The following is a 24638-nucleotide window of genomic DNA, read 5'->3' as shown; positions in this document are numbered from 1 at the left end:
CCCACCATCCGGTCCGATGAGGTCACTGAACGTCAGATCCGTTCATCCGCCCGTAGGATGACCACCCTAGAATTCGCCGCGTGACGATGACTCAGTGGATCGCGGCGGCCCTCGGAGCCGTCGCCGTCCTCGCCCTCCTGACCGCCGCCCGGTACCGCGCGGTCGGCCGGACGCTGCGCACCGCGCTGGACCGGCAGGAGCGCGAGAACGCCGAACTCCACGAGCGGGCACGGGCGGAGGCCGCCCGGCGGACCTCCGAGACGGCCGCCGTCCAGCGCGAGCAGGAGCTCAACGCCAACACCCAGCGCGCCTTCCTGAGCGTCGCCCGCCGCATCCTGGTGATGGCGCACGACCAGCAGGCCGGGCTGGACGAGATGGAACGCAACCACGACGACCCGGAGTTGCTGGAGGGCCTGCTGCGGGCCGACCACGCGGCGGCCCAACAGGCCCGGCTGGCCCAGACCCTGGCGGTGCTCTGCGGCGCCCGGGCCGGGCGGCACTGGCCGGAGCCGGTGGCGCTGGAGGACGTGGTGCGCGGCGCCCAGTCGCGGATCCTGCCGTTCCAGCGGGTGGTGGTGAGCAGCCGGATCGAGACCGCGGTGATCGGCGCGGCCGCCGAGGCGCTGATCCACGCGGTGGCCGAGCTGCTGGACAACGCGACCAGGTACTCGCCGCCCAGCACCCAGGTCTTCGTCACCCTGATGCCGGTGCACAACGGCGCCGTGATCGAGATCGACGACGGCGGCGTCGGGATGGCCGAGCACGCCGTCGAGAAGGCCGCCGCCGCGCTGGCCGGAGGCTCCACCCTGGAGCTCTCCCGGCTGGGCGAGGTACCGCAGTTGGGCCTGGCGGCGGTCGGCCGGCTGGCCGAGCAGTACGGCTTCCGGGTCACCCTCAGCTCGGCGCCCTCCCCGTACGGCGGGGTCCGGGTGGTGGTGCTGCTGCCGACCGCGCTGCTCACCGAACCGCTGCCCACGCCCCTGCCGCACCAGACCAGGGCCGTGCTTCCCGAGCCGGTGGAACCCCCGCCGGTCTCCGGCAGCAGCCTTCCCCGCCGCACCAACCGGCGCGGCGACTCCGCTCCCAGGAGCGGCACCACCGGCGGCACCCCCGTGCCGCCGCGCTCCGCCCGGGAGGCCCGGGCCTTCATGTCGCTCTTCCAGGCGGGCACCGCCAGCGGCCGCTCGGCGGCCGGACGACAGCAGGACGGCTTCTCCCACTCCCCCGAACTTCCCCAGCGCCCCGGAGACTTCCATGACCCCCAATCCTGACCTCGGCTGGCTGCTCGCCGACATCGTCAACGTGCCCGAGGTCCAGCACGCCATCGTGGTGTCCAACGACGGCCTGGAGATCGGCCGCAGCGAGCGGATCCACCGCGACGACGCCGAGCGGCTGGCCGCCGCCTGCTCCGGCCTGCAGTCGCTGGCCCGGGGCGTGGCGCAGGGCTTCGGCGGCCCGCAGAGCTCGACCCGGCAGATCGTGGTCGAGTACGGCGGCGGCTACCTCTTCGTGGTGGCGGCCGGGGCCGGGGCGCACCTCGCGGTGGTGACCGGCGAGGCGGTGGACGCCGGGCTGGTGGCGTACCAGATGCAGGTGCTGGTGGAGCGGATCGGGGCCCACCTGACCAGCCCGCCCCGGGTGGAGCAGGCGGCCGGGAGCACCCGGTGAGTGCCGGCGGCCCGGTCCGGCCGTACGTGATCACCGGCGGTCGGAGCCGGCCGAGCCGGAACACGCTCGCGCTGGAGAGCCTGGTCGCCGCCACCGGCACCGAGCCCGCCCCCGGCCTGAACCGTGAGCAGCTGCGGATCCTGACGCTCTGCCGGGAGCTGCTCTCGGTGGCCGAGATCGCCGCCCACCTGCGGCTGCCGCTGGGCGTGGTCCGGGTGCTGATCGGCGACCTCTGGGACGCCGGAGCCGTCCACGTCCGTCCCCCCGTGCCGCAGGCCGACCTGCTGCCCACCGCCCTCTTGGAGGAGGTGCTCGTTGGCCTCCGCCAACTCCGTTGAGCCACACCCGTCCTACCTGCCGGACACCGTCCAGGGAGCCGTGAAGATCCTGGTCACCGGCCCGTTCGGGGTCGGCAAGACCACGCTGGTCGGCTCGCTCAGCGAGATCGACCCGCTGCGCACCGAGGAGACCATGACCGCCGCCGGGGCGGACGTGGACGACCTGACGGGCCGTCCGGAGAAGACCACCACCACGGTGGCGCTGGACTTCGGCCGGATCACCCTCAACCCCCGGCTGGCGCTCTACCTGTTCGGCACCCCGGGGCAGCAGCGGTTCTGGCCGCTCTGGGAGGACCTCTCGCGCGGGGCACTGGGCGCCATCGCACTGGTGGACGCGCGCCGGATCGAGGAGAGCTTCGACGTGCTGGGGCAGCTGGAACAGCAGCGGATCCCCTTCGCCGTGGCCGTCAACACCTTCCCGGATTCCCCGAGTTACCCCGAGGAGGAGCTCCGGGCGGCGCTCGACCTGCTGCCCGAGGTGCCGATCCTGCACTGCGACGCCCGGGACCGCCGGGCCTCCTACGACGTCCTGATCGACTTCGTGGACCACCTCCACTCGACCGCCGTTCTGGAGCTCCAGCCATGACCACCCCCAAGCCGGACGCGGCGGCCTCGCCGCCGCCCGGCTGCCCCGCGCACCAAGCCCCCCCGGTCACCGGCCTGTACGGCGCCGCCGTGGCCGACGACCCGCACGGCCTGTACGCCCGGCTGCGCGCGCAGTACGGCCCGGTGGCCCCGATCGAGCTGGAGCCGGGGGTGGAGGCCTGGCTGGTGCTCGGCTACCCCGAGCTGCTCGAACTGACCCGCAACGAGCAGCTGTTCTCCAAGGACTCGCGCCGCTGGCGGGTGCCGGCCGAGGGGCGGCTGCGCGCCGACTCCCGGCTGCTGCCGATGACCTCCTGGCGTCCGACGCTGCTCAACCTGGACGGTGCCGAGCACGCCCGGCTGCGCGCGGCGGTGTCGGACACCCTGGCCCAGGTCGACCACCGGCAGCTGCGGCAGGCGACCGAGGCGGCCGCCGACACCCTGATCGACGGCTGGGGCCCGGACGGCACCGCCGACCTGATCGCCCAGTACGCGCGCCGGCTGCCGCTGATGGTCTTCACCCAGCTGATCGGCCTTCCGGCCGAGGCCGGGCCGCACATCGTCGAGCTGATCAGCCACTTCGTGGACAGCAGCGACAAGTCGGTGCGGGCCAACGCCGAGTTCCAGGCGATCCTGCTGGACCTGGTCCGCAGCCGGCGCCAGGCCCCGGCCGCCGACCTGACCTCCTGGCTGCTGGCGCACCCCGCCGGGCTCTCCGACGAGGAGGCGGTGCACCACCTGGTGGTGCTGATGGTGGCGGGCAACGAGACCACCATCAACTGGACCGGCAACACGCTGCGCCTGCTGCTCACCGACCGCCGGTTCCGGGCCACCCTGACCGGTGGCCGCCTCACCGTCTCGGACGCCCTGGAGGAGGTGCTCTGGCGCGACCCTCCCACCCAGAACTTCCCCGGCCGGTGGGCGACTTCGGACACCGTGCTGGGCGGCCAGTACATCTCGGCGGGCGACATGCTGGTGCTCGGCCTGGCCGCCGCCAACGCCGACCCGGCGGTGCAGCAGCCCTCCGGCGAGGGGCTCGGCGGCAACCGGGCGCACCTGGCCTGGGGCGCCGGCCGGCACGTCTGCCCGGCCCAGCACCCGGCCCGGATGATCGTGGAGACCGCCGTGGAGACCCTGCTCCACCGGCTGCCCGACCTCCAACTGGCCGTCCCCGCCCACGAACTGGCCTGGCGGCCGTCCCCCTGGTCGCGCGCCCTGGTCGCCCTGCCGGTGCTCTACAGCGCCTTCACTCCCCCGCGCACTCCCCCCGTCGAAAGGCCCGCATGGACTCCGCCCTCGCCCCCCAGCCCGTCCGCCTCGACCCCTTCGGAGCCGACCAGCACACCGAGAACGCCGGGCTCCGGGCGGCCGGGCCTGCGGTCCTGGTGGAACTCCCTGGCGGGGTGGTGGTCTGGGCGGTAACCCACCACGACACCCTCCAGTCGCTGCTGAACGACCCCCGGGTGGGCAAGAACCCGCAGCTGTGGACCACCTTCCGGGAGGGCCGGCTGCCCGAGGGCTGGCCGCTGATGAACTTCGTCACCGTGCCCGGCATGGTGACCGCCGACGGTGCGGACCACCGGCGGCTGCGCGGACTGGTCACCCAGGCCTTCACCCCGCGCCGGATAGCCGAGCTGGCCCCGGCCATCGAGGCCCGGGCCACCGCCCTGCTGGACGGGGTCGCCCTGCTGGAGGGCGACTTCGACCTGCGCGAGCACTTCGCCTACCCGCTGCCGATGCAGGTGATCGGCGAGCTGCTGGGCCTGCCGCCGAAGCAGCAGGACGAGCTGCACGAGCTCTCCAACACCCTGGTCAGCAGCTCCGCCACGCCGGGGGCCGCGGTGGCCGCGCAGCAGGGCCTGTTCGCCCTGCTCGGCGGGCTGGCGGCGGCCAAGCGGGCGGAGCCGGGCGACGACCTGACCACCGACCTGATCGCCGCCCGGGAGGCCGACGACCGGCTGACCGAGATGGAGCTGGTCGGCACCCTGCTGCTGATGCTGGTGGCCGGACACGAGACCACGCTCAACCTGATCACCAACGCGGTCCGCGCCCTGCTGGCCCACCCGGACCAGCTGGCCGCGGTGCTGGACGGCACGTACAGCTGGGGCGCGGTGGTCGAGGAGACCCTGCGCTACGACTCCCCGGTCGGCCAGTTCCCGCTGCGCTACGCCGCGGAGGACATCCAGGTCGGCGAGGTGACCATCCGTCAGGGCGAGGCGCTGCTGGCCTCGTACGCGGCGGCGGGCCGGGACTCCGGGCACTTCCCGGACGCGGACCGCTTCGACCTGAGCCGGGCCCCGGCCAAGCACCTCTCGCTCGGCCACGGCCCGCACTTCTGCCTGGGCGCGGGCCTCGCCCGGCTGGAGGCGGAGACCGCGCTGCGGCTGCTCTTCACCCGCTTCCCCGGGCTGCGGCTCGCGGACGGTCCGGCGCCGGAGCCGATCGCCTCGTTCGTCAGCAACAGCGTCAGGACCCTGTTGGTCCGTCAGGGCTGATCCGGGCCCGCACCGGTGACCGCCGGGGCGGCCCGGTCGTTGGACCGGCCATGCGTAAGATCACGGCGCTCGCCGCCCTCACCATGGCCGGTCTCTCCCTCGCCGCCCCGGCCGCCCACGCCGGCAGCAACATGGGCGGCAAGCTCGACTCCGGCAAGTCGGCCTCGGCCTCCACCTCGGCGTCCGAGACCTGCGTCCAGCAGATCGGCGGCATCCCGCTGCTCGGCAAGAACGCCTCCGCCGCCGCCCCGCTCTGCAGCGCGGGCACGGCCGTGCCGAAGTAGGCGGACCGGGGAGCGCCCCGCAGGGGCGCGGGGCTCTGCTGATCTGCGCCCCCGAAGGCGTGGCCACCACCCCGATCGGGCGGTCTCAGTCGAACAGGGCGTTCAACTCGCCGTACTCCAGGCCGCCTTCGAGGGCCTGGTAGGTCCCGTGGGCGTACAGCTCCTCGGCGGCGCGGCGGGCGGCGGCGTAGGCGACCTTGGCCAGGCCGGGGCCCAGGCTGATCCGGGCCACGCCGAGCTTCGCCAGCTCGGCCACCGCGGGGGCGCCGGGGCCCGCCATCACGTTCAGCGGCACCCCGGGGAGCGCGGCCAGCAGCTCGGCGATCACCGCCGGGTCGCCCGCGCCGGGCACGAAGATCCCGCTGGCCCCCGCCGCCAGGTAGGCCCGGGCCCGCTCCACCGTCTCGGTGACGTCACGGTCGCCCTGGACGAAGACGTCGGTGCGGGCGTTGACGTACAGCCGCACGCCCGCCGCCTCGGCCGCCGCCCGGGCCGCCGCGATCCGCTCGGCCGCCTCGGCGACCGGGCGCAGGCCGTCCTCCAGGTTCACGCCGACGGCGCCGAGCGCGAGCAGTTCGGTGACGGCCCGGCCGACCCCGGCGGCGTCGGGCGCCAGCCCGTCCTCCAGGTCGGCCGTCACCGGTACCTCCACCGCCCGGACCACCAGGGCGGTCTGGGCCAGCGCCCCGGCCAGGTCGAGGCCGCCGCCGTCCGGCACGCCCCTGGTCCAGGAGACGCTGGCGCTCGCGGTGGCCACGGCGGGGGCCCCGGCCGCCTCCACCAGGCGGGCGGTCGCGGCGTCCCACACGTTGGCCAGTACCAGGGGATCGCCCGGGGTGTGCAGGGCGTGCAGGAGTTCGGCCTTGGCCCGCTGGTCGTTCTGAGTCGTCGTCATGTCCTTCACCATCTCAGCTCCGTGCGGGGCCGACCGGCGGTTTCCGGTACCCGACCCCGGCTGGTCGGACCCGACCCGTCGGGCCCGGCCGGCCGGCTCAGGCGGCGAGCACCAGCGCGGCCACCACCGGGGCGGCGTAGACCATCGGGAACGGGACGTGCCCCCACGCCCGGGCCCGCAGCACGGTGACCACCGCGCCGCCGTAGTAGGTCACCAGGCCGATCCCGGCGGCCAGGCCGAGCGGCTCCACCGCAAGGCCGACCAGCAGGCCGAGCGCGCCGGCCGCCTTGGCCGCGCCCAGCAGGTTCCACCAGCCCTTCGGCACGCCGTACTGCTCCAGCGGCTGGACCACCCAGACCTGGCGCGACAGCAGCGCGTAGGCCGAGAAGCCCGACATCAGGGCGGCGATCACGGTGACGACGGTGGTGGTGACGTTCATCGGTGGGCTCCTCGTTCGGGATGGGGAGCCGGGGCGGTTGCTCGCCGCTCCGGCCGCTCTCACCCCACCGACACGGCCCGCGGCCCGGATGTGACGGCCGCTCGGAAACTTCTTTCCGGAGGCCTCAGCTCCGCTTCGGCGCGGGGCTCATCCGCGCGGTGACGCCGATCCGGTTCCAGGCGTTGATCGCGATGATCACGGTCACCAGCTGGGCCAGCGCGGCCGGCTCGAAGTGCTTCTCCGCCTCCTGGTACACCTCGTCCGGCACCGGCCCGTCGGCGATCCGGGTGACCGCCTCGGTCAGCGCCAGCGCGGCCCGCTCGGCCGCGGTGAAGTAGGGCGTCTCCTGCCAGACCGGCAGCGCGTACAGCCGGTGCTCCTGCTCGCCGCCGTGCCGGGCGTCGGTGGCGTGCATGTCCACGCAGTAGGCGCAGCCGTTGATCTGCGAGGCCCGGGTGCGGACCAGCTCGGCCAGCGCCGGGTCCACCAGGGTCCGCGACTCCCGGTCCATCCCGATCATCGCCCGGTACCAGTCCGGTGCCAGCTCCGGCATCGAGAAGCGCTGCTCGGGGGCGGTCACGTAGTCGTTCTCTCCGTTGCTCATGCCTCGACCGTAGGTGCGCGGCGGCCCGCTCCCGTGGTTCATTGACGCCATGGAATCGTGGGCCACTTTCGGCGGAGACCTGCACCTCGACCTGACGGCGGGCCGGGCCCGGGGCCTCGGCCTGCGGGCCGCCCTGGAGGAGGCGGTCCGGGAGGCCTCCCGGAGCGGCCGCCTGCCGGCCGGCACCCGGCTGCCCTCCTCCCGGGCCCTGGCCACCGACCTCGGCATCGCCCGCAACACCGTGGCCGAGGCCTACGCCCAGCTCACCGCCGAGGGCTGGCTGACCGCCCGTCAGGGCTCCGGAACCGTGGTCGCCGACCGGGGCGGTGCCCCGGCGGTGGCCCCGCCCAGCACCCCGCCGCGCGTCCCGGCGGCCCGCTACGACCTGATGCCCGGCCGCCCCGACCTCAGCCTCTTCCCCCGCTCCGCCTGGCTGGCGGCCGGCCGCCGCGCGCTGGCCACCGCCCCGCACGAGGCCTTCGGCTACACCGACCCGCGCGGCCGGATCGAACTGCGCCGAGCCCTGGCCGACTACCTGGCCCGCGCCCGGGGCGTGCGCACCGACCCCGAGCGCATCCTGGTCTGCGCCGGCTACCAGCAGGGCCTCGGCCTGCTCTGCCGCGCGCTCGGCGAGCGCGGCGCGCGGTCGGTGGCGGTGGAGGAGTACGGGCTGCCGCCGCAGCAGGAGGTGATCACCGCCAACGGTCTGCGGACCGTCTCCGTCCCGCTGGACGCCGGCGGCGCCCGCACCGACCTGCTCGGCGGGCTGACCGCCGGGGCCGGGACGGGCGCGGTGGTGCTCACCGCCGCCCACCAGTACCCGACCGGCGTGCCGCTGCGTCCCGCCCGGCGGGCGGCCGCGGTGGCCTGGGCCCGGGAGAGCGGTGGCTTCGTGATCGAGGACGACTACGACGGGGAGTTCCGCTACGACCGCCAACCGGTCGGGGCCCTCCAGGCGCTGGACCCCGAGCGGGTGGTGTACGCGGGCACCGCCAGCAAGAGCCTGGCCCCCGGCCTGCGGCTGGGGTGGCTGGCGCTGCCGGCCGAACTGGTCGAACCGGTCGTCCGGCAGAAGGAGTTGGCGGACGGTCAGTCAGGGGTGACGGACCAGCTGACGCTGGCCGAGCTGATCGTCTCCGGCGGCTTCGACCGGCACGTCCGGCGCTGCCGCCTGCACTACCGGCGGCGGCGCGACCGGCTGGTGGCCGCCCTGGCGGAGCGGGCCCCCGAGGTGGAGGTGACCGGGATCGCGGCCGGGCTGCACGCGGTGCTGCGGCTTCCGGCCGGTTCGTTGAGCGACGCCGAACTGCTGCGCCACGCCGGGTGGTCGGGGCTGTCGTTGAACACGTTGAGCGGGTGCCGGACGCCGTCGGCCGGGCCTGCGCCGGCCGGGACGAGGTCGGGGTTGGTGATCGGGTACGCGACCCCGCCGGAGCACGCCTTCCCGGGGGCGCTGGACGCGCTGTGCACGCTGGCGCGGCTGTGAGGGCCGGTCAGCCCTTGCGGGCGCCGATCTCGAAGAGCAGGGCGAGGAAGCCCAGGAAGGCGTGCGTGGCGGCCATGTAGATGACGACCCGCCAGAGCACGCGGCGGTCGAAGCGGCGGCCCGGGACGAGGGTGGACTTGGCCATGGTGGTGCCCCTTTCAGTGGGGAGCGGGCAGGCAGAGGCTGCTGCCCGGACTCTGCAACAGGGTGTGCAGGAAGAGGAGTTCGACGCCGGCCGGGGAGTCGGCGGCGATGCAGTGCGGGGTGAGCGAGTCGAAGTGCGCGGAGTCGCCCGGCTCCAGCAAGTGGTCCTGGTCGGCCAGGGTCAGCCGGAGCCGTCCCTTCACCACCCAGAGCCACTCCTCCCCCGGGTGGACCCTCACGACGGCGTCCTGGACATCCGGCGGCACCTGGACGTGCAGCGCCTGCATCGCCCTTCCGGGCGCGCCCGCCCGCCGGTACCCCCAGCCGCCCGTCCGCCCCGGCTCGATCACCCCGCCCCGGATCACCGGCTCCGGCTCGCCCTGCTGCTCGCCGAGCAGGCCCGACACGGTGGTCCCGTACTCCCGGGCCAGCCCGAGCAGCGCCGGGAGGGAGGGCTGCCGCTGCCCGGTCTCCAGCCTCGACAGGTACGCTGGCGAGAGCCCGACCCGGGCGGCTGCGGCCTCCAGGGTGAGGCGTGCGGCGGAGCGGTGCTCCCGCAGCCGGGCCCCGAGGCCGTCCACCTCGAACTGGTCCGCGTTCATGGACCCAGTCCACCGCTTCCCTGCCCTCCGGGCAAGCTTTTTGCCTGTGAGGCAAGGTGGCCGTCTCGCAGGGCGCGGCAGAACGTGATGCCAGGGGCGCGAGGAACTGCGCGCGGGGGAACGGCAGAGCGTGCAACTGGCTCGCGTGCCCCGATCTGGCCCTGGTCCGCCTTCCGTACTCGCGCAGTTCCCCGCGCCCCTGAGGTCGCTGCCCTGCCGAGCGTCGTCACGGCCTCGGGATGTTGCGGAGGTTGCTCCTCGCGAGGTCGATCATGCGGCCGACGCCTCCGGAGAGGACGGTCCGGCCGGCGGCCAGGGCGAAGCCCTTGAGTTGGGCCGCGGTGATGTGGGGCGGGATGGAGAGGGCGTTGGGGTCGGTGACGACGTCGACCAGGACGGGGCCGGGGCGGGAGAGGGCTTCGGCGAGGACCTCGCGGACCTTCGCCGGGTCGGTGACCCGCATCGCCTGGAGGCCGACCGCGCGGGCGAGCGCCGCGTAGTCCACGTCGCCGTTGTCGGTCTCGGTCTCGGGGTAGCCGCTGACCAGCATCTCCAGCTTGATCATGCCGAGCGCCCCGTTGTTGAACACCACCGTCTTCACCGGCAGCCGGTACTTCGCCAGCGTCAGCAGCTCGCCGAGCAGCATGCCGATCCCGCCGTCCCCCGACATCGAGACCACCTGCCGCCCCGGGGCGGCCAGTTGGGCCCCGATCGCGTGCGGCAGGGCGTTGGCCATCGAGCCGTGCAGGAAGGACCCGATCACCCGGCGCCGCCCGTTCGGGCTCAGGTACCGCGCGGCCCAGACGTTGTTCATGCCGGTGTCCACGGTGAACACGGCGTCCTCGTCGGCGAGTTCGTCCAGCACCGAGGCGACGTACTCCGGGTGGATCGGCACGTGCTTCTCGATCTTCTTCGTGTAGGCGCCGACCACCTCCTCCAGCGCCTTGCAGTGCCGGTCGAGCAGGTCGTCCAGGAAGGCCCGGTCGGTCTTCTGCTCCAGCAGCGGCAGCACCGCCCGCAGGGTGGCCGCCACGTCGCCGTGCACCGCCAGCTCCAGCGGCGTGCGGCGCCCGAGCCGGGTCGCGTCGTGGTCGACCTGGACGGTGTCGCGCCCCGGCAGGAAGGAGTCGTAGGGGAAGTCGGTGCCGAGCAGCAGCACCAGGTCGGCCTCGTGCAGGGCCTGGTGGCAGGCGCCGTAGCCGAGCAGGCCACTCATGCCGACGTCGTACGGGTTGTCGTACTGGATCCACTCCTTGCCGCGCAGCGAGTGCCCGACCGGGGCCAGCACCGTGCCGGCCAGCTCCATCACCTCGGCGTGCGCGTCCCGCACCCCCGCCCCGGCGAACACCGCGACCTTCTCGGCCGCGTTCAGCCTCCGTGCCAGCTCCTGCACCTGGGACCAGGGCGGGGCCGCCACCGCCCGTTCGGTCAGGTAGTGGCCGGTGCCGGTCGGGTGGGCGGCGGGGAGGGCGGCCACGTCGCCGGGGAAGACCAGCACCGCGACGCCGGGCGAGCCGAGGGCGTGCTGGATGCCGATCCGCAGCAGCCGGGGCAGCTGGGCCGGGGTGGAGACGGTCTCGCACCAGCTGCTGCAGTCGGTGAACACCCGCTCCGGGTGGGTCTCCTGGAAGAAGCCGGTGCCGATCTGCGAGGACGGGATGTGCGAGGCCAGCGCCAGCACCGGCAGCCCGCTGCGCTGGGCGTCGTAGAGGCCCTGGATGAGGTGGGTGTTGCCGGGCCCGCAGGAGCCCGCGCAGACCGCCGGACGGCCCGTCAGTTCGGCCTCCCCGGCGGCCGCGAAGGCCCCGGCCTCCTCGTTGCGGACGTGCACCCACTCGATGCCCTCCGTCCGCCGGATCGCGTCCACCACCGGGTTGAGGCTGTCGCCCACCACCCCGTAGACCCGCTCCACCCCGGCCTCCCGGAGCACCTCCACCATCTGCTCGGCCACGCTGCTGCCCACAGGGCCTCCCGCTCTCGTCGGACGGTACGTCAGGGGTCCTGCGGCTACTCGGCCGCGAGGTGGGTGGAGGGCTCGACGCCACTGCCGACGGCCGGGCCGGGGGTCTGCTGGCGGCGGGCGGGTTCGCGGCCGGGGGGCTGGGCGCAGCGCTCCACCGGGGCGGGGGCGGCCATCGGGCGGGAGGCGGGGCGGCCAGCTTCGACGCGCAGGGGTTCGCCCTCGTGCAGGACGGTCATCGGGTTGCCCCGGCGCAGGGTGTAGGTGGTGCGGGTGTGGGTGATCTCGACGTGCAGCAGGTTGCCCCGGACCACCAGGGCGAAGGCCAGCCGGCGCAGGCCGGCGGGCAGCCGGGGGCGGAAGGAGAGGTGCTCGGCGTGGTCCCGCAGGCCGCCGAAGCCGGCCACCAGGGCCAGGCAGGCGCCGGCCAGCGAGGCCATGTGCAGGCCGTCCTTGGTGTTGCCGCCGAGGTCGTGGAGGTCCATCAGGGCGGCCTCGGCGGTGTAGTCGTAGGCCAGGTCGAGCTGGCCCACCTCGGCCGCGATGACCGCCTGGGTACAGGCGGAGAGCGAGGAGTCCCGGACGGTCAGGCGCTCGTAGTAGGCGAAGTTGCGGGCCTTCTGCTCGTCGGTGAAGGCGTCCCCGCGCACCTGCATGGCCAGCACCAGGTCGGCCTGCTTGACCACCTGCTTGCGGTACAGGTCGAAGTACGGGTAGTGCAGCAGCAGCGGGTACTTCTCCGGCGGGGTGGCGTCGAAGTCCCAGAACTGGTGGTCGGTGAAGCCGTCGGCCTGCGGGTGCACGCCGAGCTTCTCGTCGTAGGGGACGTACATGGCCCGGGCGGCGTCCCGCCAGGCGGCGGTCTCCTCGGTGCCGACGCCCAGGGCGGCGGCCTCCACCTGGTGACGGGCGGCGGCCTCGGCGGCGGCGCGCAGGTTGGTCTGCGCCATCAGGTTGGTGAAGACGTTGTTGTCGGCCACCGCGCTGTACTCGTCGGGCCCGGTGACGCCCTCGATCCGGAACCGGCCGGCCGCGTCGTGGTGCCCGAGCGAGCGCCACATCCGGGCCGTCTCCACCAACAGCTCCAGCCCGTGGGTGCGTTCGAACTCCACGTCCCCGGTGGCCCGGACGTAGCGGGCCACCGCGACGGCGATGTCGGCGCCGATGTGGAAGGCGGCGGTGCCGGCCGGCCAGTAGCCGGAGCACTCCTCGCCACGGATCGTCCGCCAGGGGAACACCGCGCCGGCCAGGCCGAGTTGGGCCGCCCGGTCGCGGGCCAGCGGCAGGGTGGTGTGCCGCCAGCGCAGGGCCTGCTTGACGGCCTCGGGCAGGCAGTAGGTGAGCACCGGGAGCACGAAGGTCTCGGTGTCCCAGAAGCTGTGCCCGTCGTAGCCCGGGCCGGTCAACCCCTTGGCGGGGATGGCCCGTTCCTCGCTCCGGGCACCGGCCTGGAGGACGTGGAAGAGGGCGAACCGGACGGCCTGCTGGAGCTCGACGTCACCCTCGATCTGGACGTCGCTGGTCTCCCAGAACTCCCGCAGGTAGTCCCGCTGTTCGGCCACCAGCCCGTTCCAGCCGGTGTACCGCGCGGCGGTCAGCGCGGCCTCCACCTGGTCCCGGACTGCGGGCAGCGAACGGGTCGCCGACCAGCCGTAGGCGGTGAACTTGGTGAGCCGCAGCTCCTCGCCGGGCTTCAGCACGGTGGTGACGCTGATCCGGGCCTGGTCCTCGTCGCTCTCCCCGGTGACGTTGAAGCCATCCGGGCCCTCGATCACGTGGTCCATGCCGACCGCCACCCGCTGGCCGCTGTGCCGGGTGCGGTGCACCAGCACCGCCTTGGTGCCGGCGGCCGAGGAGGCCTCGGCCAGCAGCGGGGCCTCCAGCACGGCGGCGGCCCTCGGGTCGGCCTCCTGGCCGCCGGGCAGCTGCTCGTTGGCCACCAGCTCGGACTGCAGCACGATCCGCACCGGACCGTCCACCGCCGTCACCCGGTAGTCCACCGAGGCGACCGCCCGCTGGGTGAGCGAGACCAGCCGGGTGGAGACCACCTTGACGGTCCGTCCGGCCGGGGAGGTCCACTCCGCCTCGCGCCGCAGCAGGCCGTCCCGGAAGTCCAACCGCCGCTGGTGGCTGCGGAGTTCGCCGTAGCGCAGATCGAAGGGCTCGTCGTCCACCAGCAGTCGGATGATCTTCCCGTTGGTGACGTTGATGACGCTCTGACCGGACTCGGGGTAGCCGTAGCCGCCCTCCGCGTACGGCAGCGGGCGCAGCTCGAAGACCCCGTTCAGGTAGGTACCCGGCAGGCCGTGCGGCTCGCCCTCGTCGAGGTTGGCCCGCAGGCCGATGTGGCCGTTGGAGAGCGCGAAGACCGACTCGGAGCGGGCCATCGCGGCCAGGTCGAGGCCGGTCTCCAGCACGCCCCAGGGGTCGACGGTGAAGCTGCCGTGCGCGGTCATCCGCGGTCCTCCTGCGTCGGGATCAGCTCGGCCAGGTCGTCCACCACCAGGTCGGCGCCGTGCTCGCGCAGCGCCTCGGCCTGCCCCGTGCGGTTCACCCCGACCACGGTGCCGAAACCTCCGGCCCGGCCGGCCGCGACCCCGGCCAGCGCGTCCTCGAAGACGGCGGCCCGGGCCGGCTCGGTGCCCAGCGCCTTCGCGGCGGCCAGATAGGTGTCCGGGGCCGGTTTGCCGGGCAGGTGGTCCCGCTGCGCCACCAGGCCGTCCACCACCACGTCGAAGAGCCCGTCGATGCCGGCCGCGCGCAGCACGTCCCGGCAGTTGGCACTGGAGGAGACCACGGCCCGGGGCAGGCCGAGCGCGGCCAGCCGGTGCAGGTACTCCACCGACCCCGGGTAGGGCTGCACGCCCTGCTCCTCGATCAGCCGCAGCACGGTCTCGTTCTTGGCGTTGCCCAGCCCGGCCACGCTGCGGGTGCCCGGCGGATCGTCCGGGGTGCCCTCGGGGAGGGTGATGCCGCGGGCGGCCAGGAAGGTGCGGGTGCCGTCGAGTCTGGGGCGGCCGTCCACGTAGGTGTCGTAGTCGGCGACCGGGTCGAAGGGCACGAAGGCTCCGCCGGTGCGGTCGGCCTCCTCGCGCAGGAAGGCGTCGAACATGTCCTTCCAGGCGGCCGCGTGCACCTTGGCCGTCTGCGTCAACACGCCGTCGAGGTCGAACAGGAACGCGTGGATGTGGTCCGGAAGCCCCAGCATGGCCTTCAGTCTGGCCCGAATGACACGGAAAACCGCCCATTCGCGGCGTTTCTGGCGCGTCGCGAACGGGCGGCTCCGGCCGCCTGGCGGTCCGTCACATCGGATTGGGCTTCAGCAGGGCGAACACCGCGCCGTCCCGGTCCTGGACCAGGGCGTTGCGCCCCCACGGGTAGTCGGTGGGCGGCTCCAGCACGGTGCCGCCGGCCTTGACCAGGGCGTCCACGGTGGAGTCGGTGTCGTCCACGCCGAAGTAGGTGCGCCAGTGCGGCGGGGTGCCGGGCGGGTCGCCCTCCAGGGTCGTGACGCCGCCGCTGCTCTTGCCGTTCACGTTGAACGACAGGTACTCGGGCATCTGCTCCATCGGGGCGATCTGCACCCCGAAGACGGCGTTGTAGAACACGCCGGCCGCGTCCGGCGCGGGCGTGCGCAGCTCGTTCCAGACCACCGCCCCCGCCTCGCCCCAGACCCCCGCACCCGGGAACTCCAGCGGCTGCCAGACCCCGAACACCGCACCGGTCGGGTCGGCGGCCACCAGCATCCGGCCGATGGTGCCGACGTCCATCACCGGGAACAGCACCGTCCCGCCGTTGTCGCCGATCGCGGTCAGCGTGGCGTCCGCGTCGTCGGTCGCCAGGTACGTGGTCCAGTTCGGCGGCACCGCCGGCTGACCCGGTTCCGTCGGCACCGGCCCCATCACCCCGGCCACCGGACGGCCGTTCAGGTCACAGACCGCGTACCCGCCGAACTCCTCCGGCCCGACCTGCCCCTGCCACCCGAGCAGGTCCCGGTAGAAGTCCAGCGCCGCCTGCTGGTCCTTCGAGGTCAGGTCCACCCAACAGGGCGTCCCGACCGCATACGGTCCCGTCACCTCGACCATCCGCACGTCTCCTTCTCCATCGCCGACCCCCGCGCCCCACCCTCACCGCCCGGCTCCCGTCCCGCCACCCGAGCCGGACCGCGCGTGAGAAGGTGAGTACGCGTCATGACAAGGAGGGCAGACGGGTGTACGTCTCGCGGATCAGCCTCGCGGGGATCAAGGGCTTCCGTGGTGACCGTTCGGTGGACCTCGTCCTGCCCGCACGCGGCAGTTGGACGGTGCTCGCAGGCCGCAACAGCTCCGGCAAGACCACACTCCTGAGGGCAATGGCCCTCGCACTCGTCGGCCCGTCCGTGGCCCGGTCCCTCGTTCCTGACTTCAGTGGCTGGCTCTCCCAGGAGAGCACGTCGGGCCAGGTACGGGTGGATGTGGTCCGGGACCCCCGAGCCGACTACGTACTCGGCCGCGGCAAGCATCTGCTGGGCGATTGGGAGCTCGGCCTGAGGTGGATCCAGCCGACCGGACGCAGCGACGATCCACGGGCGCTCCGCCTCTCACTGGGTACCTTCGGACACCCGGAGGCTGCCCACGGCCCCTGGGACGACAACCCCCAAGGGTGGTTCTGTGCGGGCTACGGCCCCTTTCGCCGACTCTTCGGCGGTTCCTCGGAAGCCCAGCGCCTGATGCTTGCCCCGGGTCCCACCGCACGGCTCGCCTCACTCTTCCACGAAGACGCTTCGCTGGCGGAGAGCGTCTCCTGGATGATCGAGCTCCACCTCCGCCGCCTGGAGCATCGGAAGAACGCGGCCCGGGTACTGGAGATCGTCCTGTCGCTCCTCTCCGACGGGCTTCTGCCGGAGGGACACAAGGTCTCACGCATCGATTCGGACGGCTTGTGGGTCCTTCCTCCGGATCGGAAAGCCCCCCACCCGCTCCGCGAGATGAGCGACGGGTACCGGGCCGTCACGGCGCTGGTACTGGACCTGCTCCGGCAGCTCTACCTGTCGTTCGGCGACCTTGACGTTCGCTCCGACAACGACGGCAGGGTCGTCATCGACGCCCCCGGCGTCGTCCTCATCGACGAAGTGGACGCCCATCTGCACGTCAGTTGGCAGCAGGAGATCGCCGGTTGGTTGCGGCTCCACTTCCCTCGGATCCAGTTCGTCGTCTCCAGTCACAGCCCTTACATCTGCCAGGACGCCGACCCTGGCGGACTGATCCGGATGGCCGCCCCGGGGGAGCAGCGAGGTCCAGAGGTGGTGGACGACGAGCTGTACCGGCGGATCGTGTTCGGGAGCGCGGACGACGCCGCCCTGTCCGAGCTCTTCGGGCTCGATACCCCGTACTCGGACCGGGCAGAACAGAAGCGCCGCCGGCTCGTGGTGTTGGAGCGCAAGGTCTACGCCGGTACCGCGAGTGCAGCCGAGACCGAGGAGTACCGCGGGTTGAGCTCACTTCTGGTCAGCTCTCTGGGGACCCGCGTCGCGGAAGTCGCAGCGCGCCTGGGCGAACTCGAGTGATTCCGGTACGACGGGTCTCCGCGCCGTCGAGTACTCAGCGGCTGCTCGACCGCAGGACGGCGAACATCCGCCGGTTGGGCACAGGCTCGGAGGCCGCTCGCGCTGAATGGCGCAAGGCGCATCCGGCCAGGCGAGACGTCCGGGAGTTGCTGCAGGGCATGGCCAGCGGCATCAACAGGTGCATGTACTGCGAAGACAACCTCGGCACCGACATCGACCACTTCCAGCCGATCGCCGTCGCACCGGAGCGCGCCTTCGACTGGCCGAACCACTTGCTGGCGTGCTCCCACTGCAACAGCAACCAGAAGCGGGACGAGTACCCCTGCGACCCTGATGGCAACGCACTGCTCGTCGACCCGTCCCGCGAGGACCCCGCCGAGCACCTCACCCTCTTGCTCGCCTCAGGCGAGTACCAGCCCGAGTCGCGCCGGGGCGCCGAGACGATCAGGGTCTTCGACCTCAACCGGATCGAACTCCGAGCGGGCCGTCAGGACGCCTTCGTCACGGCCCAGGACGTCCTGGTGGCCTGGCACCGGCACCACCTGTCGGGGGCTTCGGACAAGGCGGAACGGCGAGCCCTGGCCCTGCGCAGGTCGCCGTTCGCCGCAGTGCTCCGGGCCATGGAGCGGCTCCCCGATGGCGCCGCCGCGATCGTGCTCGACCCCGCGACCTTCGAGGCGATCCGCGCCTGGAAGTGATGACACCGTCGGCGACGGCGTGACAACCGTCATGCGGTTTCGGCAACGGGTGGCACTGCATCAGGGGGCCTGGTCGGCGGGAGTCTTGAGGGGTCGGAGAACGGCGGGGACGGACAACGGGGAGCGGTCATGGCGGTCATCGAGGGCACGGCGGTCCAGCAGGCGGAGCAGGGGCGGGGCGGGGACGCGTGGGCGGGGTTGAAGCCGCTGGCGGTGGACGTGGCGCTGCCGTTGGGGGCGTACTACCTGGCGCACTCGGTGCTGGGGATGGGGCTGGTGGCCTCGCTGACGGTGGCGAGTGCGGTGCCGGTGGTGCGGACGGTGGCGGGGCTGCTGCGGGAGCGGCGGGTGAACGCGCTCGCGGCGGTGATGCTGGTGGTCAACGTGGCCGGGATCGGACTGTCGCTGGTGGCGGGGGACGCCCGGTTGATGCTGGTCAAGGACGCGCTGTTGAGCAGCGTGATCGGCGGCTCGATGATCGTCACCGCGCTGCTCGGGCGGCCGCTGATGACGGCGGGGATGAAGCCCTTCGTGGTGAAGGGGCGGGCCGGGCGGGAGGCGGCCTGGGGGCGGCTGATGGCCACCTCGGCGGCGTTCCGCCGGAACGAGCGGAACTTCTCGCTGGCCTGGGGGTCGGTGCTGGTCGCGGAGTGCGCGGTCAAGGCGGTCTGCGCGTACGTGCTGCCGGTGGAGACCATGGTGTGGCTGGGCACCGTGATGCTGGTGGCGGCGATCGTGGTGGGCTGCGTGGTCGGAAACCGCTTCGCGGAGCGGATGGCCGGGCAGGTGATCGCCGAGGTGGAGCGCTCCGCGGCCGAGCGGGGCTGAGAACGGGACAGGGCGCAGGGGGTGGCGGCAGGGCGGGTCCGGACCACCCACGGGGTGGTGGTCCGGGCCCGCCCAGCGGTGTGACGCGGCGTCAGGCGGTGGCGCCGCCGTCGATCACGTGGTCGTGGCCGACCACGAAGCTGGACTCCTCGGAGGCCAGCCAGAGCACCGCCTCGGCGATCTCCGCCGGGTCGGCGACCCGGCCCAGCGGGACGGTCGGGCCGAGGCGGGCGTCGCGCTGCTCACGGGTCTCGCCCGGCAGGTAGGACATCGGGGTGTCGATCGGGCCGGGGCTGATCGAGTTGATCCGGACGCCGTGCGGGATCGCCTCCAGCGCGGCGGTCTTGGTCAGGTAGGAGACGCCGGCCTTGGAGGTCGAGTACGCCGCCATGTTGGCCAGCCGCCAGTGGGCGCCGAGGTTGGAGGCGGTGTTGACGATGGTGCCGCCGCCGTGGGCGCTCATGTGGGCGATCTGGTGCTTGAGGGCGAAGAACACGCCGGTCAGGTTGACCGCGATGGAGTCGTGCCAGGCCTGCTCGTCGTGCTCGGCGATGGGGGTGCCGCCGCGGAGGATCCCGGCGTTGTTGAAGGCCACGTGCAGGCCGCCGTGGGTCTCGACGGCGTGCCGCACCGCGTTGGCCATCGAGGCGGAGTCGGCGACGTCGACCAGCACGCCGCCGGCCTTCCCGCCCTCCTCCTCGATCAGCTTCACGGTCTCGTCGACGCCGTCCTCGTTGCGGTCGGCCACCACCACGGTGGCGCCCTCCCTGGCGAAGGCGAGGGCGGTGGTGCGGCCGACGACTCCGGCGGCGCCGGTGACCAGGACGACCTTGTCGGTGAAGCGGGCGGACATGAGAACTCCTAGGTTTCGCAGATGGGTTGGCCCCGAGGGGCGTGAGGGACGTAGGTGGTGAGGCCGGGGGCGCGAGGAACTGCGCGCTGGGGAACGGCAGCGCGTGCAACTGGCTGACGTGCCCCGATCCGGCTCTGGGCCGCCTTCCGCTTCGCGCAGTTCCTCGCACCCCTGGTGGCGTAGCCAGGTGCGCCGCTCTAGCGAGTTGCTCTGGTGCGCAGCAGCAGCGTCAGGGCGGCCGCCACCGTGAGGGTGGCTGCGGCGAGGAGGAAGGCGAAGGCGTAGCCGGAGGAGACGGCGGCCGGGGTGGGAGTGGTGCCCGCGTGGGCGGTGGCGAGGGGGATCAGGACGGCGAGGCCGATCGGGGGGCCGATCTCCATCGCGGTGTTCATCACCCCGCCGGCCAGGCCGGCCTGGTGGGCCGGGGCGTCGCCGACCGCCCAGACCGTGGCAGCGGAGAAGGTGAAGCCGGCCCCGACCGGGAAGAGGACCACCCCGATCAGCAGCGGGCCGACGTACGCGCTGTCGGCGGAGATCCCGCCGAGCACCGCGAGCCCCAGGGCGGAGAGCCCGAGCCCGGCGGAGGTGACGGCGGCGGGGGCGTACCGGGCCAGTGCCCGGCCGGCCAGCGAACCGGCCGGCACCACCGCGAGGGCCGGCGGGACGAAGGCCGCCGAGGTGGCCAGGGTCGAGTAGCCGAGCACCTGTTGGAAGTAGAGCGCGAGCACGAAGAAGTAGGTGGCCATGCAGGCGGCGGTCAGCGCGATCGCCGTCAGGGCGGCCACCCGGCGGGGCGAGGCCAGGAAGGAGGGCGGCACCAGCGGGCTGGAGCCGCGGAGCTGGGTGAGCCCGAAGGCCGCCAGCAGGACGGTCCCCACCGCGATCCACAGGCTGTGGACTTCGGTCAGGCCGAAGATCAGGGCGGCCAGGCCGGCGGTGGCCAGCACCGCGCCGGGCAGGTCGAGCTTCTCCCGCCGGGGCCCGGGCCCGGACGGCAGCACCCTGGGGGCGGCGAGCACCACCACGGCGGCCACCGCCGCGGGGGCCACGAAGGTCCACCGCCAGGAGACCCAGTGCAGCACCACGCCGGAGACGATGTTCCCCGTGCCGGCCCCGATCGAGGCCAGCACGCCCCAGACCGCGAGGGCCCGTCCGCGCCGCTCGGCGGCCGGGAAGACCGAGCCGAGCAGGGCCATCGCGGCCGGGGCCGCGGCGGCCGCACCGACGCCCTGGCCGAAGCGGGCCGCCACCAGCAGCGCCAGGTTCGGCGCGGCGGCGGCGAGGGCCGAGGCGAGTCCGAAGACCAGCACTCCGGCGGTGAAGACCCGGCGGTGGCCGAGCAGGTCGGCCAGCCGTCCGCCGAGCAGCAGCAGCCCGCCGAAGGAGAGGCTGTACGCCGAGATGGCGAGCACCAAGTCCGTTTCGGTGAGCCCGAGTTCGGCCTGGATCGCGGGCAGCGCGACCGTGATCACGGTGATCGTGGCGATCAGCACCACCTGTACCGTCCCCAGCAGTGCGAACGCGGCCCGCTGCCGTAAGACCGGCGGCCCGAGGGCCGGATCCGCAGCCATGACACCCCTCCAGCTTTTCCAGACCAATCGTTCCAGATAGAGACCAGTTCGCCAGACCTCGACTGCTCCCGAACCGTAGCAGTTCAAGAACGCTTGGTCCAGATAGAGCAATGATCGCCCCTCCGAGCCCGGCGCCCTGATCCCCGGTCCGCTACTGGACCGAACGGTCTCGAATGACTTACGGTCGGAGGCATGGCGAGGACCAAGGAGTTCGATCCGGACAGCGTGCTGGTGCAGGCGATGGACCTGTTCTGGGAGCGCGGCTACGAGGCCACCTCGATGGCCGACCTGGTCGAGCACCTGGGCATCGCCCGGGCCAGCATCTACGGGACCTTCGGCAGCAAGCACGACCTCTACCTCAGCGCCCTCAAGCGCTACCTGGAGAGCAGGGAGACCGGGTTCGTCGCGGCCCTGTCGCAGCCGGGCCCGGCCCTCCCGGCCGTCCGGGCGCTGGTGGAGAGCTGGGTGCACGAGGCCCTGCACGACTCCGAGCCGCGCGGCTGCCTGGTGGTCAACGCGGCCATCGAGCTCTCCTCCCGCGACCCGGTGGTGGCCGCCCAGGTCGAACGGAGCTGGACGGTCCTGGAGACCGCCCTGACCTCCGCGCTGGTCCGGGCCCACGCCCAGGGGGAGCTGGACGGGTCCAAGGACCCCTACGCACTGGCCCGCTTCCTGCTGGTGCTGCTCCAGGGGATCCGGGTGATCGCCCGGGCCGCCCCGGACCGGGTCCGGATCCGGGCCGCCGCCGACCAGGCGCTCTCGCTGCTCTGAACCGCCGTCAGCTGCCGGACGGCTCGCCGAACCGGCGGGTCAGCGCGGTGGTGAGCGGGGCCGGGGAGGCCGAGCTCCAGGCGGCGTAGCCGTCGGGGCGGACCAGCGGGGCGGTCAGTTCGGTGACGGACCGCGGGGCACCGCCTCAGGTCAGCCAGTCGTGACAGGCCCGGACGACCAGCTGCACCAGCCGCATCGCGTCCAGCCGCCCGGCCGCGCCCTCCGCCCCCTCGGGGGCGAACTCGGTCACCGTGAGTTGCCGCACCGGGACGCCCGCCGAGCCCACCGCCCGCAGGGTGCCGCCGAGTTGATCGGTGGTCAGCCCGTCGGGCAGCGGCGCGGCGACGCTGCGGACCACCCCGGGGTCGAGCACGGACACGTCCAGCAGGACCGCGCAGGCGGCCGCGCCGGAGCCCGCGACCAGCGACTTGAGCTCGGCCACGTCCCGGGCCAGGTCCCGGCGGTCACCGGGCCCCTCGGGGCGCCCCTGCACCAGGCCGCGCTGCCCGTACTGGACGATCCGCAGCTCCTCCAGCCGCTCCAGGTGGCGGACGAAGTCGCTCCTGGTCGGCCCGGAGGGGCAGCGCGGCTCCTGGTCGTCCTGCTCCGCGTCCAGGTGCACCAGCACGCCGGCGAAGCCCTCGTGCACCCAGTAGCCGAGCGAGTCGTCGCCGCCCAGCACCACCAGCAGCCGGCAGGTGCCCCGCAGCCGCTCCAGCACCTCCGGCACCAGGTCGAGGTCCTGTCCGGCGTTGAGCGGGTCCATCCGCAGGTCGCCGGCGTCGGCGAAGGTCAGCCCGGCGCAGAGCAGCTCCTGCTCCGCCCGGTCCCACCAGCCCGGGACGGGCCCGCGGAGCGGCCCCGGGCTGACGGCCCGGGAGACGCTGCGCAGCATCCCGGGGCCGAGGTCGGCCCGCCCGGCCGCGCTGCTCCCGCTGTACGGGAGCCCGACCACCACCACGTCCCAGTGGCCGTTCGCCCGCCACGGCTCGGCACCGAGGAAGCCCTCCGTCGCACTCACCCTGCGCACCGACCATCACCTCTTCCGGTCAACGTGCCCGTGGCGCCGCGTCGTCGAGGGTTCGGCGCACGACCGAGTATGTGGACGGGCCGTGAAGGTCGCCATGGTCCGGCCGGGACAGTGTCAGGTGGTCGTGGGAGCGGTGATCCGGACCTCGTGCCGCGCCGCCTCCGGGGCCAGGAAGCGGGCCAGCGCGGTGCCCTCCTCCACCAGGTCGTGCCGCTGCGCGGCCGTCAGGCGGTGGAACGGACGCACCGTCACCACCGCCTCCCGCTTGCCGGCCTCGATCCGCCAGGTGGCCGCCACCCAGCCGTCCACCAGCACGGACCGGGGCATCTCGTTCACCCCGGCGAAGCCCTGGTCGGCGAAGTCCACCGTCAGCACCCTGCTCCGGTCGGCGTGCGAGAGCAGCAGGTTGTCGAAGTCGTAGAGGTAGCGGACCGGCGCCGGGACGTCCCCGTCCGGGCGGGGTGCCTGCGGGAGGTCGAACAGTTCGCGGCCCTCCCCGTCCCGGAAGGTCACCAGCTCCGGGCGGAGCCGGTCCAGCACCTCGGCCAGCCTGGTCAGGCCCGACCACTGCTGCACGTCCTTGACGGTGGCCGGCCCGAAGGCCGCCAGGTAGCGCCGCACCAGCTCGTCCACCGGAGCGGCCCGCAGGCCCTGCCCGGTCCACTGCTCCAGCGGCAGGTGGGCCACCGGCCCGCTGCGGCCCCAGAGACCACGCGGCGGCACCTGCGCCAGCGGCACCGCCGCCCGCACCGCCTGTGCCATCGCCGCGCCGTCGTGCCCGGGCCAGCGTTCGGCCAGCAGCTTCCCCAACTCGGCGAAGGTGAGCGGCCCTTCGGCGAACGCCGCCCGCCCGGCCGCCGTCACCTCGGCCAGGTCCAGCCCGGCCAGCTTGCGGCGGAAGGCGGACAGCGTGCCGCGCTCGATCACCGGATCGACCAGCGGCCGCAGCCAGCGCGCGTCCTCGGTGGTGAGCAGGTGGATCGTCCCGCGCATCACCGCGATCCGCACCGCCGCGCCGTCCGCCAGCAGTGCCGAGGCCTCCGCCGCGGGGTCGCGGTCCATCCGGCTCCACAGCCCGACGTACCAGGTCTGCGGGGTCTGGGCCTGGAGCCCGGCCAGCCGCTCCAGCACCTGCGGCACCGTCAGCCCGGCCCGCTCCAGCAGCAGTTGGCGCGCCAGCGTGGCCCGGTTGAGCGCCCTGGCGTCCAGCACCGTGGTGGTCATGCCCCTCCTCCGTCGTACGTCCGGGGCCGACGGTACCGTCAGGCTGCTGCCCGCCGCCGGTGGGCGAGCGGGACCAGCGCGGCGTGCTCCAGCGGGGCGGAGGGGTCGACCGAGACGTCGGCCGGGGCGGGCTCGGCGCCGGCGCGGACCAGCAGGTCGCCGATGGCGGCGATCATCGCGCCGTTGTCGGTGCACAGGCCCAGCGGCGGGACGCGCAGGGTGATGCCGGCCGAGGCGCAGCGGCGCTCGGCCAGTTCGCGCACCCGGGAGTTGGCGGCCACCCCGCCGACCACCACCAGGGTGGTGATCCCGTGGTCGGTGCAGGCCCGGACGGCCTTGCGGGTGAGCACGTCGGCCACCGCCTCCTGGAGGGCGGCGGCGGCGTCCGGCACGTGCGGGCGCTCCTGGGCCTCCACCCAGCGGGCGGCGGCGGTCTTCAGGCCGGAGAAGGAGAAGGCGTAGGGAGCGTCCTGAGCACCCGTCAGCGGACGCGGGAAACGCACCGCCTTCCGGTCGCCCTCGCGGGCCGCGCGGTCGATGGCGGGGCCGCCGGGGTAGGGCAGGCCGAGGATCCGGGCCACCTTGTCGAAGCACTCGCCGGCCGCGTCGTCCAGGGTG

At 73.7% G+C, this 24638-nt stretch carries 26 protein-coding genes and 1 pseudogene; 12 read left to right on the top strand and 15 right to left on the bottom strand.

What is annotated here, in order from left to right:
* The first annotated feature begins 86 nt into the window (after positions 1 to 86).
* The 7 genes from ACWEPF_RS29065 to ACWEPF_RS29035 are packed head-to-tail and all read left to right on the top strand — an operon-like array spanning position 87 to position 5370.
* The gene (locus tag ACWEPF_RS29065) at positions 87 to 1271 is read left to right on the top strand and encodes a sensor histidine kinase (RefSeq protein WP_345284413.1); all 1185 of its coding nucleotides are present in this window, start codon (positions 87 to 89) and stop codon (positions 1269 to 1271) included.
* Positions 1255 to 1668, top strand: coding sequence for a roadblock/LC7 domain-containing protein (locus tag ACWEPF_RS29060; RefSeq protein WP_345284383.1), 414 nt, complete (start codon positions 1255 to 1257; stop codon positions 1666 to 1668). The genes ACWEPF_RS29065 and ACWEPF_RS29060 overlap by 17 nt, the downstream gene beginning before the upstream one ends.
* On the top strand, positions 1665 to 2006 hold the full coding sequence (locus ACWEPF_RS29055; protein ID WP_345284381.1) for a DUF742 domain-containing protein: 342 nt from the start codon (positions 1665 to 1667) through the stop codon (positions 2004 to 2006). Before ACWEPF_RS29060 ends, ACWEPF_RS29055 begins: the two co-directional genes overlap by 4 nt.
* Positions 1984 to 2592, top strand: coding sequence for a GTP-binding protein (locus tag ACWEPF_RS29050; protein WP_452174876.1), 609 nt, complete (start codon positions 1984 to 1986; stop codon positions 2590 to 2592). The genes ACWEPF_RS29055 and ACWEPF_RS29050 overlap by 23 nt, the downstream gene beginning before the upstream one ends.
* On the top strand, positions 2589 to 4013 hold the full coding sequence (locus tag ACWEPF_RS29045; RefSeq protein ID WP_452174875.1) for a cytochrome P450: 1425 nt from the start codon (positions 2589 to 2591) through the stop codon (positions 4011 to 4013). The genes ACWEPF_RS29050 and ACWEPF_RS29045 overlap by 4 nt, the downstream gene beginning before the upstream one ends.
* On the top strand, positions 3998 to 5086 hold the full coding sequence (locus ACWEPF_RS29040; RefSeq protein ID WP_452174874.1) for a cytochrome P450 family protein: 1089 nt from the start codon (positions 3998 to 4000) through the stop codon (positions 5084 to 5086). Before ACWEPF_RS29045 ends, ACWEPF_RS29040 begins: the two co-directional genes overlap by 16 nt.
* Before the next feature lie 50 nt (positions 5087 to 5136).
* Positions 5137 to 5370 carry a hypothetical protein gene (locus ACWEPF_RS29035; RefSeq protein ID WP_380150562.1) on the top strand — a complete coding sequence of 78 codons (234 nt, stop codon included), beginning with the start codon at positions 5137 to 5139 and terminating at the stop codon, positions 5368 to 5370.
* A gap of 85 nt (positions 5371 to 5455) precedes the next feature.
* Here the strand turns inward: ACWEPF_RS29035 and ACWEPF_RS29030 are convergent, their stop codons facing one another.
* From ACWEPF_RS29030 to ACWEPF_RS29020, 3 genes are all read right to left on the bottom strand, one after another.
* Positions 5456 to 6265, bottom strand: a complete 810-nt coding sequence (locus ACWEPF_RS29030) for an isocitrate lyase/PEP mutase family protein (protein WP_452174873.1) — start codon at positions 6263 to 6265, stop codon at positions 5456 to 5458.
* A gap of 97 nt (positions 6266 to 6362) precedes the next feature.
* Complete coding sequence (locus ACWEPF_RS29025) at positions 6363 to 6704, bottom strand: DoxX family protein (RefSeq protein WP_452174872.1); 342 nt, start codon at positions 6702 to 6704, stop codon at positions 6363 to 6365.
* A gap of 124 nt (positions 6705 to 6828) precedes the next feature.
* Complete coding sequence (locus ACWEPF_RS29020) at positions 6829 to 7308, bottom strand: carboxymuconolactone decarboxylase family protein (protein WP_345280331.1); 480 nt, start codon at positions 7306 to 7308, stop codon at positions 6829 to 6831.
* Positions 7309 to 7357: 49 nt separating this feature from the next.
* Here ACWEPF_RS29020 and pdxR point away from each other — a divergent pair, with 49 nt between their 5' ends.
* Positions 7358 to 8794 carry a MocR-like pyridoxine biosynthesis transcription factor PdxR gene (gene pdxR / locus ACWEPF_RS29015; RefSeq protein WP_452174871.1) on the top strand — a complete coding sequence of 479 codons (1437 nt, stop codon included), beginning with the start codon at positions 7358 to 7360 and terminating at the stop codon, positions 8792 to 8794.
* 7 nt (positions 8795 to 8801) lie between these two features.
* Here pdxR and ACWEPF_RS29010 read toward each other — a convergent pair whose 3' ends face one another.
* From ACWEPF_RS29010 to ACWEPF_RS28985, 6 genes are all read right to left on the bottom strand, one after another.
* On the bottom strand, positions 8802 to 8939 hold the full coding sequence (locus tag ACWEPF_RS29010) for a DUF6126 family protein (protein ID WP_452174870.1): 138 nt from the start codon (positions 8937 to 8939) through the stop codon (positions 8802 to 8804).
* A 13-nt stretch (positions 8940 to 8952) separates the two neighbouring features.
* Positions 8953 to 9540, bottom strand: coding sequence for a helix-turn-helix domain-containing protein (locus ACWEPF_RS29005; RefSeq protein ID WP_345280336.1), 588 nt, complete (start codon positions 9538 to 9540; stop codon positions 8953 to 8955).
* A 226-nt stretch (positions 9541 to 9766) separates the two neighbouring features.
* Entirely contained in the window at positions 9767 to 11503 is a 1737-nt protein-coding gene (locus tag ACWEPF_RS29000) for a pyruvate dehydrogenase (RefSeq protein ID WP_452174869.1), read from the bottom strand.
* Between the two features lie 44 nt (positions 11504 to 11547).
* Positions 11548 to 13956, bottom strand: a complete 2409-nt coding sequence (locus tag ACWEPF_RS28995; RefSeq protein ID WP_452174868.1) for a glycoside hydrolase family 65 protein — start codon at positions 13954 to 13956, stop codon at positions 11548 to 11550.
* Positions 13953 to 14708, bottom strand: coding sequence for an HAD family hydrolase (locus ACWEPF_RS28990; RefSeq protein ID WP_452174867.1), 756 nt, complete (start codon positions 14706 to 14708; stop codon positions 13953 to 13955). Before ACWEPF_RS28990 ends, ACWEPF_RS28995 begins: the two co-directional genes overlap by 4 nt.
* Before the next feature lie 94 nt (positions 14709 to 14802).
* Positions 14803 to 15585, bottom strand: coding sequence for a VOC family protein (locus ACWEPF_RS28985; RefSeq protein ID WP_452174866.1), 783 nt, complete (start codon positions 15583 to 15585; stop codon positions 14803 to 14805).
* Positions 15586 to 15710: 125 nt separating this feature from the next.
* Between ACWEPF_RS28985 and ACWEPF_RS28980 the strand changes: the two genes are divergently transcribed.
* The 3 genes from ACWEPF_RS28980 (at position 15711) to ACWEPF_RS28970 (ending at position 18571) form a co-directional block, all read left to right on the top strand.
* Positions 15711 to 17045 carry an AAA family ATPase gene (locus tag ACWEPF_RS28980; protein ID WP_452174865.1) on the top strand — a complete coding sequence of 445 codons (1335 nt, stop codon included), beginning with the start codon at positions 15711 to 15713 and terminating at the stop codon, positions 17043 to 17045.
* Between the two features lie 182 nt (positions 17046 to 17227).
* Positions 17228 to 17743: an HNH endonuclease gene (locus ACWEPF_RS28975; RefSeq protein ID WP_452174864.1), complete on the top strand. Its 516-nt coding sequence runs from the start codon at positions 17228 to 17230 to the stop codon at positions 17741 to 17743.
* Positions 17744 to 17872: 129 nt separating this feature from the next.
* A complete protein-coding gene (locus ACWEPF_RS28970; protein WP_452174863.1) occupies positions 17873 to 18571 on the top strand; it encodes a VC0807 family protein in 699 nt (232 codons plus the stop codon).
* Between the two features lie 91 nt (positions 18572 to 18662).
* On the opposite strand, the gene ACWEPF_RS28965 is transcribed toward ACWEPF_RS28970, so the two are convergent.
* Positions 18663 to 19424: an SDR family NAD(P)-dependent oxidoreductase gene (locus ACWEPF_RS28965; protein ID WP_452174862.1), complete on the bottom strand. Its 762-nt coding sequence runs from the start codon at positions 19422 to 19424 to the stop codon at positions 18663 to 18665.
* Positions 19425 to 19621: 197 nt separating this feature from the next.
* Complete coding sequence (locus ACWEPF_RS28960; RefSeq protein ID WP_452174861.1) at positions 19622 to 20995, bottom strand: MFS transporter; 1374 nt, start codon at positions 20993 to 20995, stop codon at positions 19622 to 19624.
* Positions 20996 to 21187: 192 nt separating this feature from the next.
* On the opposite strand from ACWEPF_RS28960, the gene ACWEPF_RS28955 reads away from it, so the two are divergent.
* Positions 21188 to 21766 (top strand): TetR/AcrR family transcriptional regulator, encoded by a 579-nt coding sequence (locus ACWEPF_RS28955; protein ID WP_345280353.1) that lies wholly within the window; start codon positions 21188 to 21190, stop codon positions 21764 to 21766.
* A gap of 7 nt (positions 21767 to 21773) precedes the next feature.
* On the opposite strand, the pseudogene ACWEPF_RS28950 reads toward ACWEPF_RS28955, so the two are convergent.
* From ACWEPF_RS28950 to ACWEPF_RS28935, 4 genes and pseudogenes are all read right to left on the bottom strand, one after another.
* Positions 21774 to 21887, bottom strand: a pseudogene (locus tag ACWEPF_RS28950) (aromatic-ring hydroxylase C-terminal domain-containing protein); the annotation flags it as partial.
* Between the two features lie 24 nt (positions 21888 to 21911).
* A complete protein-coding gene (locus ACWEPF_RS28945; RefSeq protein WP_452174860.1) occupies positions 21912 to 22796 on the bottom strand; it encodes an arginase family protein in 885 nt (294 codons plus the stop codon).
* Positions 22797 to 22910: 114 nt separating this feature from the next.
* Positions 22911 to 24020 carry a winged helix DNA-binding domain-containing protein gene (locus ACWEPF_RS28940; protein WP_452174859.1) on the bottom strand — a complete coding sequence of 370 codons (1110 nt, stop codon included), beginning with the start codon at positions 24018 to 24020 and terminating at the stop codon, positions 22911 to 22913.
* 38 nt (positions 24021 to 24058) lie between these two features.
* Positions 24059 to 24638: Kae1-like domain-containing protein (locus ACWEPF_RS28935; RefSeq protein WP_452174858.1), on the bottom strand; the 580-nt coding region annotated here is incomplete at its 5' end.

This window comes from Kitasatospora sp. NPDC004289 (genome assembly GCF_053602875.1).
The sequence above is the reverse complement of the archived record's forward strand: the minus strand, read 5'-3'. Positions and strand labels throughout refer to the sequence as shown.

Coding starts and splice junctions, on each gene's coding strand:
- ACWEPF_RS29020 (WP_345280331.1), bottom strand. CDS start 7,308: ATGAGCAACGGAGAGAACGACTACGTGACCGCCCCCGAGCAGCGCTTC.
- ACWEPF_RS29035 (WP_380150562.1), top strand. CDS start 5,137: ATGCGTAAGATCACGGCGCTCGCCGCCCTCACCATGGCCGGTCTCTCC.
- ACWEPF_RS28985 (WP_452174866.1), bottom strand. CDS start 15,585: ATGGTCGAGGTGACGGGACCGTATGCGGTCGGGACGCCCTGTTGGGTG.
- ACWEPF_RS29060 (WP_345284383.1), top strand. CDS start 1,255: ATGACCCCCAATCCTGACCTCGGCTGGCTGCTCGCCGACATCGTCAAC.
- ACWEPF_RS28995 (WP_452174868.1), bottom strand. CDS start 13,956: ATGACCGCGCACGGCAGCTTCACCGTCGACCCCTGGGGCGTGCTGGAG.
- ACWEPF_RS28970 (WP_452174863.1), top strand. CDS start 17,873: ATGGCGGTCATCGAGGGCACGGCGGTCCAGCAGGCGGAGCAGGGGCGG.
- ACWEPF_RS28955 (WP_345280353.1), top strand. CDS start 21,188: ATGGCGAGGACCAAGGAGTTCGATCCGGACAGCGTGCTGGTGCAGGCG.
- ACWEPF_RS29065 (WP_345284413.1), top strand. CDS start 87: ATGACTCAGTGGATCGCGGCGGCCCTCGGAGCCGTCGCCGTCCTCGCC.
- ACWEPF_RS29025 (WP_452174872.1), bottom strand. CDS start 6,704: ATGAACGTCACCACCACCGTCGTCACCGTGATCGCCGCCCTGATGTCG.
- ACWEPF_RS28990 (WP_452174867.1), bottom strand. CDS start 14,708: ATGCTGGGGCTTCCGGACCACATCCACGCGTTCCTGTTCGACCTCGAC.
- ACWEPF_RS29010 (WP_452174870.1), bottom strand. CDS start 8,939: ATGGCCAAGTCCACCCTCGTCCCGGGCCGCCGCTTCGACCGCCGCGTG.
- ACWEPF_RS28940 (WP_452174859.1), bottom strand. CDS start 24,020: ATGACCACCACGGTGCTGGACGCCAGGGCGCTCAACCGGGCCACGCTG.
- ACWEPF_RS28960 (WP_452174861.1), bottom strand. CDS start 20,995: ATGGCTGCGGATCCGGCCCTCGGGCCGCCGGTCTTACGGCAGCGGGCC.
- ACWEPF_RS28965 (WP_452174862.1), bottom strand. CDS start 19,424: ATGTCCGCCCGCTTCACCGACAAGGTCGTCCTGGTCACCGGCGCCGCC.
- pdxR (WP_452174871.1), top strand. CDS start 7,358: ATGGAATCGTGGGCCACTTTCGGCGGAGACCTGCACCTCGACCTGACG.
- ACWEPF_RS29045 (WP_452174875.1), top strand. CDS start 2,589: ATGACCACCCCCAAGCCGGACGCGGCGGCCTCGCCGCCGCCCGGCTGC.
- ACWEPF_RS29005 (WP_345280336.1), bottom strand. CDS start 9,540: ATGAACGCGGACCAGTTCGAGGTGGACGGCCTCGGGGCCCGGCTGCGG.
- ACWEPF_RS29030 (WP_452174873.1), bottom strand. CDS start 6,265: ATGACGACGACTCAGAACGACCAGCGGGCCAAGGCCGAACTCCTGCAC.
- ACWEPF_RS28975 (WP_452174864.1), top strand. CDS start 17,228: ATGTACTGCGAAGACAACCTCGGCACCGACATCGACCACTTCCAGCCG.